A 16650-nucleotide genomic window follows, 5' to 3' on the forward strand; every position below is an offset into this window, starting at 1 on the left:
GAGGCGCGATCACGGGTCCGGCCGAGGCGCGACCGAGGCACTCGTCCGACCGGGTTGCCTAGGCTAAGTCCCGTGACATGGCGACCAGGAGGCATCGACGCGGCCGTCGAGCAGTGGCGGCTCGTGCCCGACGGCGAGCTCATCGTGACGCCGTCGAGCCGGCTGCTCCCCGTGACGCACCACGGACGACCGGCGATACTCAAGGTTCCGCTCGTCGAGGAAGAAGCACTCGGCGGTCAGCTGCTCGCGGCGTGGGACGGCGCCGGATGTGCAGCGGTGTTCGCGGGCGATGACCACGCGATCGTCCTGGAACGCGCGACGAGCGGCCGTGATCTCGCCTCACTGACCCGCGCAGGTGGCGACCTCGGAGCCGTCGCGATCCTGTGCTCCGTGCTCGACACCCTGCACGCGGCGTTCCCCACCCCGGCGCCGACCGATGCCGGTGATGTCATCGCCGAACTCCCCACGCTCCGCCGGTGGTTCCGCGAGCTGCTCGCCGACGACGCATCCGTCGTCGGCACCCTCCTCGGCGATCCGGCGAGCGCCGCGTTCCTCGAGCGTGGGCGGGAGCTCGCCGGTCGGCTGCTCGACACCACGACGCCCGCCGACGTCGTCGTGCTGCACGGCGACCTCCACCACCTGAACGTGCTGGAGTTCGCACCCGGCGACTGGCGGGCGATCGATCCCAAGGGCATCGTCGGCCACCGCGCCTTCGACGCCACAGCGCTGTTCAGCAACCCCGATCCCGCGACGGCGCGGAACCCGCAGCTGTTCGCCGAGCGGGTGGGGCTGGTGAGTCGATCGCTCGGCCTGTCGCGAACCGCGCTCCTCGAGTGGGTGATCGCGCGCTCCGCGCTGTCCGCCGTGTGGTCGCTGCAGGACGGGCTGCTCGAAGACGCCCGGGCCACCGTCGAGCTCGGTCGCCTCGCCGAGGACGGCCTCCGGTAGGTTCGCGCCCTTCGACAAGCTCAGGGACCGGGAAACCGCTCAAGGGACCGGGAACCGCTCAAGGGACCGGGAGACCGCTCAGGGACCGGGAGACCGCTCAGGGACCGGGAGACCACTCAGGGACCGGGGAACCGCTCAGGGGAACGGGGGAAACCGCACGAAGACCGGAGCGGCAGCTCAGCGGCGGCGACGCGTCCCGAAGATGCCCTCGACGACGCCGGTGAGGATCGACCGTGTCGCCTTCGACCCGAGGATCTCCTCGAGCGGACTCTTCGAGGACGTCGACGACGACCTCGTCGACGTTCGGCGGGTCGTGCCGGCGGTCTTCCGGAGCAACCGTTCGTACTCGGCGTCGGCCTGCTTCTGTGCTGCGGCCTGGGCCTTGTCGGCGGCGGCCTGCTGCTTCGCGAGTTCCGCCGCGATGCGCTGCCGCTCGAGTTCGGCCTCGGCGGCGAGCGCGGCCTGGTTGGCCTCCTCGAGCTTCGCCGTCAGGATCTCCCTCGCCGACTCACGGTCGACGGGCGTTCCGTACCGCGCGAGCAACGGTGACGCCGCGATCGCCGCGTCGATCGCGGTGTCGGCACTGGGCGACATGAGTCCCTGCGGCGCCCGCAGTCTCGTCCACGCGACCGGCGACGGCGCCCCTTTCTCGTTCATCACGGTGACGACCGCTTCACCGGTGCCGAGGGAGGTGAGGACCTCGCCGAGCTCGTAGCCGGAGGTCGGGTAGGTCGACACCGTCGCTTTGAGCGCCTTCGCGTCGTCCGGGGTGAAGGCGCGGAGGGCGTGCTGGACGCGCGAACCGAGCTGCGCGAGCACCTCGCCCGGGACGTCCTTCGGCGTCTGCGTGACGAAGAAGATGCCGACACCCTTCGACCGGATGAGCCGGACCGTCTGCGTGATCTGCGCGAGGAAGTCCTTCGACGCGTCGCGGAACAGCAGGTGCGCCTCGTCGAAGAAGAACACGAGCTTCGGCTTCTCGGGGTCGCCCACCTCGGGGAGGGTGTTGAAGAGGTCGGCGAGCAACCACATGAGGAACGTCGAGTAGAGGGCCGGCTGGTTCTGGACGCCCGGCACCTCGAGCAGACTGACGATGCCCTTGCCGCTCGGGTCGAGGCGGATGAAGTCGGCGGTGTCGATCTCGGGTTCGCCGAAGAAGACGTCGGCGCCCTGGTCGGCGAAGGTGATGAGCTCCCGCAGGATCACCCCGACGGTGGCGCCCGACAGCCCGCCGAGCTCCTGCAGCTCACCCTTGCCGTCGTCGCTTGCGAGGTAGGTGAGGACCGCGCGCAGGTCGCTCAGGTCGAGGAGCGGCAGGCCCGCCTTGTCGGCGTAGTGGAAGACGAGACCGAGGCTGGACTCCTGCGTGGCGTTGAGGCCGAGGACCTTGCTCAGCAGCAACGGGCCGAAGGCGGCGATGGTGGCTCGGATCGGGACGCCCTTGCCGACGCCACCGAGCGCGAAGTACTCCGTCGGGGTGGCGGCCGGCGTCCAGTCCTGGCCGATGCCGCGGGTGCGGTCGAGGAGCTTCTCGTTCGACTCCCCCGGGGTCGCGATGCCCGAGAGGTCACCCTTGATGTCCGCGGCGAACACGGGGACGCCGGCGGCCGAGAGCTGCTCGACGAGGCCCTGGAGCGTGCGGGTCTTCCCGGTTCCGGTGGCGCCGGCGACGAGTCCGTGCCGGTTCATGACACTGAGCGGGATGCGGACCTGCACCCCCGGCAGCGGTTCCCCGTTGACCAGGGCGCCCATCTCGAGCGCCGGGCCGTGCACGAGGTAGCCGTCGCGGATCTTCAGCACGTCGTCGAGGCCGAGCGGGCCCGGACCGATGGTGTCGGCGCTGAGCTCCTCGGAGCTGCTGGTGTCGGCAGTGCCAGTGCCGGCGGTGCTGGTGTCGGCACCGACTGCGTCGTCGGTTGGGACGTCTGCTGGGGCCTCGGCGGCCGGCGCATCACTCGCGGAACCGGGGTCCACCGGCTCGACCGGTGACGCTGCTCCGGTGGCCCCGCCCGACGCCGTGATCCCGGCCCCGGCGAGCGCCGCTGCCGCCTCGGCCGCCTTCACTTTGGCTGCGGCGAGTGCCGCCTGCGCCTGGGCGGCTTCGAGCTCGGCCTGGGCTTGGGCGGCGGCAGACTGGAGTGCGGCGATCTGCGGGTCGGATGCTGCATCACTGGGCGTCATGTGCCGAGCCTAGCGACGCGTTCCCCACCGGTCGAGGGGTCGCGCGAGGGCTGGACGACTGCTCCGATCACCACTGTTCGCGGGTGTGCTCCTGGTCGACGACGGCGCGCAGGTCGGACAGTCGGCGCATCCCGGCCAGCGGTTGCGCCATACGGGTGTTGTGCCGGATGCGCGGTTCCACGCGGTCGAGGAAGGCCCAGTACCCGGCGGTGAAGGGGCAGGTGTCCTCGCCCAGCCGCACCTTGGGATTGAAGACGCACCCACCGCAGTAGTCGGACATCTTGTCGATGTACGCACCGCCCGAGGCGTAGGGCTTCGTCGCGACGATGCCGCCGTCCGCGTGCTGCGACATGCCGATGACGTTCGCGGGCATCACCCAGGGGGTGCCGTCGACGAACATGTCGATGAACCAGTCGTTGAGTGCGACCGGGTCGTACCCGTGCTGCAGGGCCCAGTTGCCGAGCACCATGAGCCGCTGGATGTGATGCGCCCAACCGTGGCGACGCATCCCGTCGATCGTCTCGCGGAGACAGTTCGACTGGATGGCGGTGGCGTCGAGTTCGCGGAACTGGCGCGGGAGCGGCTCGTGTGCTCCGAGGGCGTTGTGACTCGTCCGGTACGGCTCGCCGAGGTGCCAGTAGAGATGCCAGACGTAGTCGCGCCAGCCGATGATCTGGCGGGTGAAGCCCTCGACACTCGACAGCGGTGCGCGACCGGCGTGGTACTCGGCGACCACGGTCTCGACGGCGTCGCGCGGGTCGAGCAGGCCGAGGTTGAGCGGCGCGCTCAGCAGGGAGTGCGCCATCGTCCAGTCGCCGCCGAGCATGGCGTCCTCGAACGGGCCGAAGTCGCCGAGCCTCGTCTCGATGAAGTCCGCGAGCGTCGCCTCCGCCTCGGCCGCCGTGGCCGCGAAGCGTCGGGGCCCGTCATCACCGACCAGCTGGACCAGTCCGTCGCGCTGCCACCGGTCGAGGTCCTCCCGGACCTCCGCGTCGATGTCGTCCTCCTCGGGCCAGAGCGGTTCGGGCAGACCGAGCCGGGCGGCACCCTTCGGCGGCGGGTTCCGGTTGTCGTGGTCGTAGTTCCAGCGGCCACCCTCCGGCTGGTCGCCGCGCATGAGGATCCCGGTCCGCTCCCGCACCGTCCGGTAGAAGTCCTCCAGGAGGAGCCGCTTGCCGTCCCGCGTCGACGCCCAGGCTGCGAAGTCCGGTTCCGACGTCACGAAGCCGCGGCTCGGGAGCACCCGGAGGCCACGCTCGCGGACGAAGCGCCGAGCCGTCCACGAGGGTGGGTCGATCACCTCCAGGTCGGCGCCGACCTCGACGACCTCCTCGTAGCGGTCGACCTGGTGGAACTCCGCCCGGTCGCCGAGTTCCGCCGCTCGATGTCGGATGGCCGAGAGGAAGAGGTGTGCCTTCGCCCGGTGCATCGGTCGCTTCGTGAAGGTGGACTTCGATTCGATGAGCAGGATCGGTCCGCCGTCGTCGAACGCCGGGCCGAGCTGGCCGGTGAGGATCCATCGCCGGCGAGGGGCCGCTTCATCGGGGTGCTCGGCGGCGCTCCGGCCGGTGGTGTCCATCGCCTCAGCGTACGTGGGGCGACGGACACCACCGGGGGCTTGCTCAGCCTGCTCCGATGCTGCTCGGTTCTGTTCGGCGGTGCCCCGCTCGGCTCACAACGCTCAGAGCGTCGCGGCGAACGGGTCCCAGTCCTCCGCGACGAGCGGCACCGACGCGACCCGGCTCGCCACGTCGACGGTCTGGCCGGACACCACGGACTCGTCGATCGAGACGAGCGTGTCGAGCACGTGGTAGCCGAGGGCGCCCGAGGCGAGCGGCGTGCCGCCGGAACGGATCGCCCGGGCGAGGTCGAGGACCCCGGTCCCGCGGCCGGCGAGGACGCCCTCGGTCGGCACGACCTCCCACTCCGGGTCCTGCTGCATCCGCTCGATGGGAGCGGCGCGGGTGATCCGCACCTCGCCCGTGAACATGTTCGGGTCGGGGATCACGAGCGTCCCCTCGGTGCCGGTGATCTCGACGACGCCCATCTTCGCGAGCGGCGACTCGAAGCTGAAGACGCTCTGGCTCACGCCGCCGTCCACGAAGCGGGCGATGGCGCTGACGTGCGTCGGCACCTCGACGGCGAACTCGGTGCCGACGCGGTCGCCCTGCTGGATCGTCCGCGTCGCACGCCCACGGGAGCCGGCTGCCGACACCGAGGCGACCGAACCGAACACCTGCACGAGCGTCGTCAGGTAGTACGGCCCCATGTCGAACAGCGGCCCGCCGCCCTTCGCGAACAGGAACTCCGGGTTCGGGTGGAAGATGTCCGGGCCGGCGTACTGCATGACGGTCTGGGCGGTGAGCGGCTGACCGATGTCTCCGCGGGCGATGGCGCGACGCGCGGACTGGACGCCCGGGCCGAGCACGGTGTCCGGCGCGATGCCGACGAGGAGTCCTGCGGCGTCGGCCTGCTCGAGGAGCGCGAGCCCGCTCGCACGGTCGACGCTGATCGGCTTCTCCGTCCACACGTGCTTCCCGGCGGCGAGCACCTGCGACGCGACCTGCGCGTGGACGGCGGGGATCGTGAGGTTCACGACGAGCTCGACGTCCGGGTGCGCGAGGACGTCGTCGGCGGTCCCCCACTCGCCGACGCCCCACTTCTCGGCCTGGGCCTTCGCGCGGTCGACGTCGAGGTCGCCGAGGATCACGACGTGGACGTCGGGGAACGCGGTGAGGTGCTCGAGGTAGGTGTCGCTGATCATGCCGGTGCCGATGAACCCGACGCCGACCGGGCCGCTGCCCTGCGGTGCGCGTGCTGTCGTGCCCTGCGCTGCCGCGGGCATCAGCGGACCACCGCTTCGGTCGAGACGAGCTGTTCGGCGACGAGCGCGTCGACGCTCGCCTGGATGCCGTCGAAGATGTCGCCGGCGCCGTAGTGGTCGAACTCGATGATCGCGAACCGCGCCGAGGGCGCTGCGGCGAGGGACTCACGCAGCGGGACCTCGCCCTGCCCGAACGGTCGCTGGTCGAGACTCGTCGGCACGAAGGGGGCGGCGCCCGGTGCGAACGGGTCGGCGGGCAGCAGGCCGTCCTTGACGTGGAGCGCCTGGACGCGGTCGCCGAGGCGGCCGAGCAGCGCGGGCACGTCCTGACCGGCGGTCGCCGCCCAGAACAGGTCGACCTCGAGCGCGACGTCGTCACGCAGCTGGTCGACGAAGACCTCGAACGCGCTGCGTCCGCCGAACGATGCGACGAACTCCTGGGAGTGGTTGTGGTAGCCGACGCGGAGACCGTGGTCGGCGGCGCGCTCCGCTGCGGCGTTGAGGCGGGCGGCCGTGTCGGCGACGGCGGCTTCGTCGAGCCAGCGGTCGGGGCTCACGAACGCGTCGATGACGATCTCGAGGCCGAGGGCCTTCGCTGCCGCGAACACCTCCTCCTGTGGGGCGACCGGCATGACCTGGTCGCCGAAGCGGATCTCGTCGGAGAGGAGGGTCGCGTGGCCGGTGCGGGCGGCGAGACCGTGGCGGTCGAAGGCCTCGCGGAGCTCGGGCGCGCGGGAGACGAAGTCGAAGGCTTCGACCTCGCGCAGGCCCATGCCGGCGAGCCGGGCGAGGGCGTCGTCGAGGCCCTGGTCGAGGTGCTCCTTGATGCTGTAGAGCTGCACGGAGAGCGCTGGTGCGGTCATGGTGTTGCCGTCCGTTCTGACGCCGTCCTTGGCGTCGCTGGGTGATGGAGTGGAGCTGGTGATCGGGGTGCGAGAGGCGCGACCGGGATCACCCACGGGTCGCGATCGATCCGGTGATCGTCCCGTCGGCGTTCCGGGTCATGCGGTGTCGGACCGGCAGGATCGTCAGCGCGCCGAGCACGGCGATCACCCCGGCGCCCCAGAACAGGGCCGTGTAGTTGTTGCCGACCGCGCCGAGTCCGAGGAGGAACGCGCCCACCGCGCCGGCGAGCGACTGCGGCAGGGCGTTCGCGATGTTGAGGACACCGAGGTCCTTCGCCGCGTCGTCCGGGTTCGGCAGGACGTCCACGACGAGGGCGGTGTCCACCGCGACGTACACGCCGTACGCCGCCCCCATGATCGCCTCGACGACGTAGAACATGGGCACCGTCGTGGTGTGGGCGAGCAGGATGAGTCCGACCGCGAACACCGCCGTCGACCCGATGACGAACACCTTGCGGTTGAGCATCCGGTCCGACAGCCAACCGCCGAGCTTCGCGGTGATGACGAGCGCGATCGTGTAGATCAGCACACCCATGGTCAGGGTGTCGACGGCGCCCTGCTGCGAGAGCCCGACCTCCTCCTGCAGGAAGAACAGGCGGAACGCGACGAAGAGGAACGAGGCGAGCGTCAGCAGGAACCGTGAGAGCCAGACCCAACCGAAGTCCGGGTGCTTGAGCGGGTTCACCCAGAAGGTGAAGAGCAGACCCTTCCATCCGCCGACGTCCGGACGGGTGGTGATCGCGCGGTCGGGCAGGACGAAGCAGTACAGCCACACGGTGATGAGTGCGAAGACGGCCGGAGCGACGAAGAGGAGCAGCATGTCGGTGACGAACCAGCTGGCCACGAAGGCCGCAGCGAGGATGCCGACGTTCTGCATCACGCCGACGTTCGCGGAGACGCTCCCGCGCTGTTCCGGCGGGACCTGGTCGGCGATCGTCGCGAGCAGCGGGCCGAGGATGGCGTTGCCGGTGAGTTGTGCGAGGCACCAGCCGGCGATGAGGACCGGGACGTTCGGAGCGAGGGCGACGATGGTGAGCGAGGCGACGAAGCCGATGGCGCCGAGGAACATCCACGGGCGGCGGCGGCCGAAGCGAGAAAGCGTGATGTCGGACAGGCGGCCGATCACCGGGTTCGCGACGAGGGCGAACAGGGCGGCGATGGAGAGGACGTTGCCGTTGACGACCGCCGCCTGGTCACCGGCGACGAGCTGCTGCGTCTTGAGGGCCAGGCTCACGGTGACCGGGGCGAGCAGGGCCACGAACAGACCGAACTGGGCGAGCGCCATGGTGGTGACGACACGCTTCGATGCTCGTTCCGTCGGTCCCGACGGGCCGGTGACGAGGCTGACGTATGGGCCGCTCGAGGCACGCTGACCGGTGGGTTTTGGGCGGCGGGGTGGGTTGGACATCCGAGTTCCTCTCAACGCTGAGCTGCGGACCGGCTCTGGCCCGCGGGTGGTGCTGTCCTGGCAGGACCGGGAAACCGATCACTGCACGGCTTTGAGTATAGGCGCGAAACCCGAGTGGTCAAAAGGTTTTCACGAAACCTGTCGGTGTGGGCTGCTGCCAGCGCGGTGCGCTGACGCGAGCGCGGCCCAGCCGCGTGAGCGCGGGTCTCCGGAGGGGCGCGCCCACGCGGCCGGGGCGCACCCACGCCGATTCCCCAGCGCTCGCGTCACCGCACCGCGCCGGGCCCCACAGACCCGCGCTCGGGTCAGCGCACCGCGCCGGCGTCACCGACGAGGAGGGCCCAGGCGCGCTCGAGGTCACCGGCCATGTCGACGGAGGGATCGAGCGTCCACTGCACTTGCAGCCCGTCGGCGAGGGCGACCATGACGCGCGCCACGTGCTCGGGATCGATGCCCGCGGTGACCCGCCCGGAAGCCTGGCGATCCCGGACGACGTCGGCGATGCTCCGGCGCACCGCTGTGACGTGATCGACGAAGAACCCGCGCACCGGGTGTTCCGCATCTCCGGCGGCGGCCGCCATCGTCAGGTACAACTCGACGAGGCCCGGGACATCGCTGTTGTGCCGCATGACGGCGACCAGACCCTCGATCGCGTCCTGGGAGCCGGCCGCGGCGAACTCCTCGTAGTCGACGGCGTCGCGCTCCCGCAGGATCGCCGCGAACAGGTGCTCCTTGGATTCGAAGTAGTGCATGAGCCCCGGCAGGCTGACGCCGACCTCACGCGCGACCTCACGGAGCGACGTGCCGCGATACCCCTCGCGCGCGAACACCGCGAGCGCGACGCGCAGGATCTCCTCCCGACGCGCAACACCTTTCGCGTAGGAGCCCCGTGCCGTCATGTGCCGATTGTAGGGCCGCGCGACGTCGGCGGTGGGTGGGATTCCTCCACCCGCCGCCGACGCCGATACGTGCATCACTCAGGACGGGTCCGGCGCGCCGTCCCGCGATCGTCGCGAGCGAGGCAGACCCGCCGCGATCGTCCTGAGTTGCGAACGTCGAGACCCCTGGCTCGCAGTCCGCTTCCCGCAGCCCGCAGCCCGCTTCCCGCTTCCCGCTTCCCGACTCAGGCGCCGAGTGCGACCGCCGTCCACGACACGGGCGGGAGCGTGATCGTGAGGGTGCCGTCGGCGAGCGACGCGCTCTCGTTCGCGACGAGACCGACGCGCTCGCGGTCGTCGATCGTGTTCTTCGCGTAGACGTCCTCGTCGTGGATGCCGTTCGCCTCGACGATCGAACCGACGCCGAGTGCCGAGACGTCGACGGTCACCGTGATCGCCTCGTCCTGGTGGCGGTTCACGAGGAACACGGCCGCGGTCCCGGCCTCGGCGTCGTACGTCGCGACCGAGTCGACGAGCGGTGCGTCGCCGTGGACCTTCGTGGAGTAGCTGCCGACCTCGATGCGCGGAGCGAGCACGACACCCGACGCGAGCCGGCTGGTGACCGAGAACGGGAAGAACGTCGTCTGCCGCCAGGCTCCGCCACCCGGCTCGGTCATGATCGGGGCGATGACGTTCACGAGCTGCGCGAGGCTCGCGGAACCGACGCGGTCGCTGTGCTTGAGGAGCGTCATCAGCAGGTTGCCGAACACGACCGCGTCGGCGACCGAGTAGACGTCCTCGATGAGGCGGGGCGCGTAGGCCCACTCCTCGATCGTGCCCTCGATCGCGTTCCACTCGTCGAGGTACCAGACGTTCCACTCGTCGAACGAGAGCTGGATCTGCTTGTCGGAGTGACGCTTGTGCTGCACGTGGTCGGCGGCCGCGACGACCGTGCGGATGAAGTACTCCATGTTGAGCGACGAGGCGAGGAACGACCCGAGGTCGCCATCGCGCTCCTGGTAGTACGCGTGGCAGGAGATGTAGTCCACCGAGTCGAAGCTGTGCTCGAGGACGGTGCGCTCCCAGTCGCCGAAGGTCGGCATCGAGGAACTCGACGATCCGCAGACGACGAGTTCGAGCTTCGGGTCGACCATCTTCATCGCCGACGCAGTGCGGGCGGCCAGCTTGCCGTAGTCGTCGGCCGACATCGCGCCGACCTGCCACGGCCCGTCCATCTCGTTGCCGAGACACCACATGCTGATGCCGTAGGGCTCTGGTGCGCCGTTCGCGATCCGCTGGTCGGACAGCGCGGTGCCGCTCGGGTGGTTCGTGTACTCGAGGAGGTCGAGCGCTTCGAGCACCCCGCGCGTGCCGAGGTTGACGGCCATCATCATCTCGCTGCCGGTGAGCTTGCACCACTTGGCGAACTCGTCGACGCCGACCTGGTTGGTCTCGAGCGAGTGCCAGGCCAGGTCGCGGCGCACGGGGCGGTTCTCGCGCGGCCCGACGCCGTCCTCCCAGCGGTAGCCGGAGACGAAGTTGCCGCCGGGGTAGCGGATGGTGCTCGTACCGAGCTCCGTGACGAGGTCCACCACATCGCCGCGGAAGCCGTCGGCGTCGGCGGTGGGGTGGCCGGGCTCGTAGATGCCGTCGTAGACGCAGCGGCCCAGGTGCTCCACGAACGAGCCGAAGATCCGGCGGTTGACGGGGGCGACCGTGACGTTCGGGTCGATGGCGATGCGTGCGGTGGTCATGACGGGAGGTGTCCTTCGTTCGGGCCGGAGTCGGCCGTGGCGTGCAGTGCTGGTCGTTCGTGCGTTGCGTGGGCGGTCGTGGTGTCGATGATGTCGTGGAGTGCCCGGTCGGGGCGACGCCGCGGCGGCGCGTCTGTGGAGCGGCTCACTTCACGCTGCCGAGGGAGAGCCCGCCCTGCCAGTACCGCTGCAGGGAGAGGAAGGCGATGATGAGCGGCACGATCGAGATGAACGCCCCGGTGACGATGAGGTTCCACACCTGCTCGCCGCCGGCGCCCGCGTTCGACAGCGCCGTCCAGTTGTTCAGTCCGACCGTCACGGGAAGCAGGTTCGGGTCGCTGAGCACCGCCAGCGGCAGGAAGAAGTTGTTCCACGTGCCGACGATCGAGAGCAGCAGCACCGTGACGATCGCCGGTCGCAGCAGCGGGAGCGCGACCTGGAAGAACGTCCGCAGCTCCCCTGCGCCGTCGACCCGCGCGGCGTCGAGGATCTCGTCCGGGATGGCGTCCTGGGTGTAGATGCGCATGAGGTAGACGCCGAACGGGCTGAGCAGCGACGGGAGGATCACGGCCCAGATCGTGTTGACGAGCCCGACCTGGCTGAGCAGGACGAAGGTCGGGATGACCAGGGCCGTGAGCGGGACCATGACCGCACCGAGCAGCAGGTTGAAGAACAGGGAGCGACCACGGAACCGGTACTTGGCGAAGCCGTATCCGGCGAGCACCGCGAGGACCGTGGCACCGATCCCGCCCGAGAACGCGTACAGGAAGGAGTTCCCGAGCCAGCGCCAGTAGATGCCGCCCTGGTGGGTGGAGAGCTCGGCGACGTTGTCGAAGAAGTTGAACTCACCGTCGAACCAGAGCGGCCCGCCGGAGCCGGTGAAGAGCCCGGAGGTGTCCTTCGTGGCTGCGACGATCAACCACCACAGCGGGAGGATGAAGTAGATGACGAGGGCGAGGAGGAAGAGGTGCGAGCCGACGCGTCGGCCACCGGTACGGGCCTCGGGACCCTGACGTCGTCGTCCGGCCTTCGGGTTGACGGCCGGGATGGCGGTGGTGGCGCTCATCATTTGAGTCCGCTCTGCTTGCGCGTGAGGAAGAGGAAGACGTACGAGCCGATGAACACGATGATCCCGAGCGCGAAGGAGATCGCGGAGGCGTAGTTGAACTGGCTGTACGAGAAGGCGAGGGAGTACGCGTACATGTTCGGTGTGTACGAGATGGGAATGGCACCTTGGGCGACCCCGCGCAGCACCTGCGGTTCGGTGAAGAACTGCAGCGTGCCGATCATGGCGAAGATGAGCACCATGACCATCGACGAGGAGATCATCGGCACCTTGATGCGCAGCGCGGTCTGGAACGCGTTCGCGCCGTCGATGCGGGCGGCTTCGTAGATGGACGGGTCGATGCCGCGGAGCGCCGCATAGATGATGATCATGTAGTAGCCCGACCACTGCCAGGTCACGATGTTGACGAGGCTGCCGAAGATGCTGCTCTGGTCGAGGAAGGACGGCGCCGTGGCCCCGAAGAGCGCGAAGACGTCGGTCGCCGGACCGAAGCGGGGGCTGTAGAGGAAGCCCCACATGAGCGCGCCGATGACCACGGGGATGGCGTACGGGACGAAGATCATGAGCCGCGAGAACTTCGACAGGACGGTCGCCAGGTTGTCGAGCACGAGGGCTGCGACGAGCGCGACGAGCATCTGTGCGGGGATCATGACGAGCGCGAACATCGCCACCCGCGCGAGCCCGCTGAGGAAGATCGGGTCGGTGAAGGCCTTCGCGTAGTTCGCGAGGCCCGTGAACTCGGTACCGGTCGCGAGGGTGGAGGTCTGGAGGCTCATCCAGAACGCGTAGCAGAGCGGGAAGATGAGGAAGGCCGCGAAGACCACGGCGAAGGGGGCGACGAAGAGCCAGCCCCAGCGTTGCCGTCGCCGGTCGATCGCGCCGATGCCGCCTCGTCGCGGACGGACGATCCTGGCGGCCGACGCGGCGGTGGAGGCCGATCCGGTGGTGAGTGCCATGATGCTGCTTTCGAGTCGTGGGGACCACCGGGGCGGCGACTGCGCCGCCCCGGTGACGGAGGACGTGCGGGGCGGCGTCGCGGCCGCCCCGGCGGGCTACTTCGAGGTGAAGCCCTGCTCGGTGGCGTACGTCTCGAGGCTCGCCTGGAGGTCGTCGAGCGCCTCGTCGGCGGTCTTCTCCCCCTGGACCATCGCGTACTGCTGCTCGGTCAACTGGTCGAACGCGTAGTTCTGGAACGGACTGAACGTGAAGCCGCTGTAGCCGGCCGCCGCGGCGAGGAAGACGTCCTTGTTGATCTGCTGACCACCGAAGAACGGGTACTCGAGGTTCGTGAAGTAGTCGGACTCCAGGATCGGCTTGTACGTCGGGAACAGCGCACCCTGCTCGATGCCGATCTTCCACGCCTCGTCGGTGCCGAAGATGTCCTTCGCGACCTCGGCGGCGAGTTTCTTGTCCTTCGCCTGCTCGGTCACGGCGAAGGTGGAACCGCCCCAGTTCACCTGGACGGGGTTCGCCGCGTCCCACTGCGGGAGCGGGGCGGCGCGCCACACGGCGGTGTCGTCGGCGTCGGAGAGGCCCTGCAGGTAGCCCGGGCCCCACGCGGCCGCGAGGTAGACGGCGTAGGTGCCGTCGACGAGGCTCGTGTTGTAGTCGGCGGTGAAGGCGTCGTCGGTGGTGACGAGTCCCTCCTTCACGAGGCCGTCCCAGTAGTTGAGGACCCGCTTGGACGCGTCGTCGTTCACGTCGATCGACACCTCGGTGGGCTTCGTCTTGTCGTACTCGAACGGCTTGGAGCCGGCCTGCGCGAACAACGCCTGGTTGAAGGCCCGGCCGTTCGTCGGGAAGTTGGCGAGGACACCCGTGCCGGCGTCCTTCAGCTGCTTCGCGGCGGCGGCGAACTCGTCCCAGGTGGTCGGGACGGCGATGCCGGCCTTGTCGAAGAGGTCCTGGCGGTAGAGCATACCCATCGGGCCGCTGTCGACCGGGATCGCGTACACCGAATCACCGCTCGTGACGTCGTTCCACGCGCCCTCGGTGTACTTGTCCTTGACCTCGTTCGCGCCCAGCTCGCCGATGTCGACGAGCGCCTTGCGGATCGTGAAGCTGGAGATGACCTCGGACTCGAGCATGATGACGTCGGGTGCGCCGGACTTCGCCTCGATGGCGGTGGAGAACTTCGTGTACTCGTCGTTTCCCTGGCCGGCGTTTGTCCAGCAGACCTGGACGTCGTCGTGCGTCTCGTTGAAGAGGTCGACGACCTGCTCGAAGGCGGGGAACCAAGCCCAGACGGTGACCTGCGGCACGTCCTTCTTGGTGATGGTGTTGGTGCAGGAGGCTTCGCCGCCTCCGCTTGCGCCACCGGTGGAGCATCCGGTGAGGGCCATCGCTGCAACGGCGACCGTGCCGACTGCTGCGAGAACTCGTGACTTCATGTGGGTGCTGTCCTCTCGGAGATGGAACTTCATTGTCATCGTGCCGGGTTTTACAACGTTGAAGGTAAACGTTGTAAAAGCATGATGCCGGGTGGTTCCAGCGATGTCAAGGACGAATCGAAGTGGTGGATCAGACGGCTGGGAGCGCGGTGGACTCCCGCTGGACGAGCTCGAAGTCAGCGAGCACGAGGCGCGGCGGGAAGGACTCGTCGCGCCGCTCGATGCGCTCCAGCAGCAGATCCACGGCCGTCTCGGCGATCTGGTCGCGCCCCGGCGCGATCGTCGACAGCGACGGCAGGGAGTAGCGTCCCTCGTCGATGTCGTCGAAGCCGATGATCGCCACCTGCTCCGGCATGCGGATGCCACGCTCACTCAGCACGCGCATCGCGCCGAGGGCGAGGGCGTCGTTGAAGGCGACGATGCCGTCGAACCGCACTCCCTCGTCGAGCATCGCGCGCATCGCGACCGCGCCGTCCAGGCGATGCCAGATCTCGACCTCCCGCACGAGGGACGCGTCGTACGGCAGCCCCGCGGCGTCGAGCGCTTCACGGTAGCCGACGAGGCGCAGCCCGGCCGAACCGATCTCCTCCCCCGGGTGTGCCCCGAACGCCACGATCCGTCGGCGCCCCGAAGCGATCAGGTGCTCCGTCGCCGCCCGGACACCCTCGGTGTTCTGCATCGTGACGTGGTCGTTCGGAGCGTTGAAGATCCGTTCGCCGAGGAGGACCATCGGTGTGCGCACCTCGGCGAGGATGTCGACGTCCTCCTCCCCCAGCTCGAGCGCGGAGTACAGGATGCCGTCGACGAGCTGCGTCCGCGGACCACGGACGAGCGCCGCCTCGCGCTCGCGGTCGCCACCGGTCTGCTCGATGAGCACGTACAGACCACGCTGCGCCGCGGCGTGCATGACGGCGTCGGCGAGCTCGGCGAAGTAGGAGTTCCGGAGGTCGGGGATGATCAGGCTGATGACGCCGGACCGGCCGGAGCGGAGCCCACGCGCGGAGAGGTTCGGGCGGTAGCCGAGCTCGGCGATCGCCGCGAGCACCCGCTCCTTGGTCGCCTGCTTGATGTGCGGGTAGTCGTTGACGACGTTCGAGACGGTCTTGGCGGACACCCCGGCGAGCTTCGCGACGTCGTGCAGGGTGGTCGCCATGATCCTCCTCGGCGGCGGCATGCCCGGCCGCCCTGTACGCACTCTACAACGTTGAAGGAGCGGCCCTGGATCCGGGCGTGTGGGCGATCACGGAGCCGGTGGACTCCCTCGGGACGACGCGGAAGCCACTGACGATCGCGCGCGGTGCCTCCGGCTGCCCGGGTGCGGCGATCCGCTCGATCAGGAGCTCGACGGCGCGCTCCGCGATCTCCTCCCGGCCGATGTCGACCGTGGACAGGGTCGGGAGGGCGTAGCGCGTCTCGTCCAGGTCGTCGAAGCCGATGATCGCGACGTCGTCGGGGATGCGGAGCCCGGCGTCCTGGAGGACGCGCATGGCACCGAGGGCCATCGCATCGTTGAAGGCGACGACGCCGTCGAACGGCAGGCCCGCGGCGATGACCTCGCGCATCGCGTTCGCCCCGTCGCTACGGTGCCAGCTGACGACGGTGCTGACGTAGGCGGGATCGGCCGGGATGCCCGCGGCTTCGAGCGCCTCGCGATACCCCTGGAGACGGAGGGCGGCCGGCCCGAGGGTGTCGTGCGGGTCGGTGCCGAGTGCGACGATGCGGCGTCTGCCCTGCGCGAGCAGGTGTTCGGTCGCCGCGCGGGCGCCGTCGACGTTGGCCATCGTCACGTGGTCGCGGTCGCCGTCGAACAATTGCTCACCGAGGATCACCATGGGCCCGTCCGGAAGTAGCGCACTGTCGTCGCGGTCGAGGCTGAGCGGACTGTAGAGGATGCCGTCGACGAGCTGCATGCGCGGCCCGCGAAGGATCTCGAGCTCGACGTCGCGACCGCCGGCCACCTGCTCGATGAGCACCGAGAGCCCGCGCGCACGAGCCTGACGCATGACCGCGTCCGCGAGCTCCGCGAAGTAGGCGTTGCGGAGGTCGGGGATGATGAGGCTGATCACGCCGGACCGGCCGGAGCGGAGGCTCCGGGCCGAGAGGTTGGGGCGGTAGCCGAGCTCGGCGATCGCGCGCTCGACCTTGGAGCGGGTCGCGTCGCTCACGTGCGGGTAGTCGTTGACGACGTTCGAGACGGTCTTGATCGAGACGCCCGCGCGTGCGGCGACGTCGTGCATCGTGATCGACACGCGTCTCCTCCCCCGGCCGGCTCCCGGCTGTCAGCAGACTACCGCTC

The 16650-nt window shown here is 69.5% G+C and carries 13 protein-coding genes; 1 reads left to right on the forward strand and 12 read right to left on the reverse strand.

The window, feature by feature from the left end; translation table 11 throughout:
• Positions 1 to 72 precede the first annotated feature (72 nt).
• Positions 73 to 948, forward strand: a complete 876-nt coding sequence (locus tag ACQ3HE_RS17525; RefSeq protein WP_430893633.1) for an aminoglycoside phosphotransferase family protein — start codon at positions 73 to 75, stop codon at positions 946 to 948.
• A gap of 177 nt (positions 949 to 1125) precedes the next feature.
• Here ACQ3HE_RS17525 and ACQ3HE_RS17530 read toward each other — a convergent pair whose 3' ends face one another.
• The 12 genes from ACQ3HE_RS17530 to ACQ3HE_RS17585 all read right to left on the reverse strand — a co-directional run bounded on the left by ACQ3HE_RS17530 (position 1126) and on the right by ACQ3HE_RS17585 (position 16603).
• Positions 1126 to 3129, reverse strand: coding sequence for a helicase HerA-like domain-containing protein (locus tag ACQ3HE_RS17530; RefSeq protein ID WP_430893634.1), 2004 nt, complete (start codon positions 3127 to 3129; stop codon positions 1126 to 1128).
• Between the two features lie 67 nt (positions 3130 to 3196).
• The gene (locus ACQ3HE_RS17535; protein ID WP_430893635.1) at positions 3197 to 4708 is read right to left on the reverse strand and encodes a cryptochrome/photolyase family protein; all 1512 of its coding nucleotides are present in this window, start codon (positions 4706 to 4708) and stop codon (positions 3197 to 3199) included.
• Positions 4709 to 4810: 102 nt separating this feature from the next.
• The gene (locus tag ACQ3HE_RS17540) at positions 4811 to 5974 is read right to left on the reverse strand and encodes a Gfo/Idh/MocA family protein (protein WP_430893636.1); all 1164 of its coding nucleotides are present in this window, start codon (positions 5972 to 5974) and stop codon (positions 4811 to 4813) included.
• Positions 5974 to 6816 carry a sugar phosphate isomerase/epimerase family protein gene (locus ACQ3HE_RS17545; RefSeq protein WP_430893637.1) on the reverse strand — a complete coding sequence of 281 codons (843 nt, stop codon included), beginning with the start codon at positions 6814 to 6816 and terminating at the stop codon, positions 5974 to 5976. Before ACQ3HE_RS17545 ends, ACQ3HE_RS17540 begins: the two co-directional genes overlap by 1 nt.
• 88 nt (positions 6817 to 6904) lie before the next feature.
• Complete coding sequence (locus tag ACQ3HE_RS17550) at positions 6905 to 8266, reverse strand: MFS transporter (protein WP_430893638.1); 1362 nt, start codon at positions 8264 to 8266, stop codon at positions 6905 to 6907.
• Between the two features lie 305 nt (positions 8267 to 8571).
• Positions 8572 to 9165, reverse strand: coding sequence for a TetR/AcrR family transcriptional regulator (locus ACQ3HE_RS17555; RefSeq protein ID WP_079706794.1), 594 nt, complete (start codon positions 9163 to 9165; stop codon positions 8572 to 8574).
• 224 nt (positions 9166 to 9389) lie between these two features.
• Positions 9390 to 10898 (reverse strand): arabinosylfuranosidase ArfA, encoded by a 1509-nt coding sequence (gene arfA / locus ACQ3HE_RS17560; protein WP_430893639.1) that lies wholly within the window; start codon positions 10896 to 10898, stop codon positions 9390 to 9392.
• Between the two features lie 145 nt (positions 10899 to 11043).
• Positions 11044 to 11964, reverse strand: coding sequence for a carbohydrate ABC transporter permease (locus tag ACQ3HE_RS17565; RefSeq protein WP_138945098.1), 921 nt, complete (start codon positions 11962 to 11964; stop codon positions 11044 to 11046).
• Positions 11964 to 12920 carry a carbohydrate ABC transporter permease gene (locus ACQ3HE_RS17570; RefSeq protein ID WP_159879807.1) on the reverse strand — a complete coding sequence of 319 codons (957 nt, stop codon included), beginning with the start codon at positions 12918 to 12920 and terminating at the stop codon, positions 11964 to 11966. The genes ACQ3HE_RS17565 and ACQ3HE_RS17570 overlap by 1 nt, the downstream gene beginning before the upstream one ends.
• Before the next feature lie 96 nt (positions 12921 to 13016).
• Positions 13017 to 14354, reverse strand: coding sequence for an extracellular solute-binding protein (locus ACQ3HE_RS17575; protein WP_430893640.1), 1338 nt, complete (start codon positions 14352 to 14354; stop codon positions 13017 to 13019).
• Positions 14355 to 14484: 130 nt separating this feature from the next.
• A complete protein-coding gene (locus tag ACQ3HE_RS17580; protein ID WP_159879811.1) occupies positions 14485 to 15507 on the reverse strand; it encodes a LacI family DNA-binding transcriptional regulator in 1023 nt (340 codons plus the stop codon).
• 43 nt (positions 15508 to 15550) lie between these two features.
• Positions 15551 to 16603, reverse strand: a complete 1053-nt coding sequence (locus ACQ3HE_RS17585; protein ID WP_159879813.1) for a LacI family DNA-binding transcriptional regulator — start codon at positions 16601 to 16603, stop codon at positions 15551 to 15553.
• Between the last annotated feature and the right edge of the window lie 47 nt (positions 16604 to 16650).

This window comes from Plantibacter auratus, assembly GCF_050587365.1.
Classification (GTDB): domain Bacteria; phylum Actinomycetota; class Actinomycetes; order Actinomycetales; family Microbacteriaceae; genus Plantibacter; species Plantibacter auratus.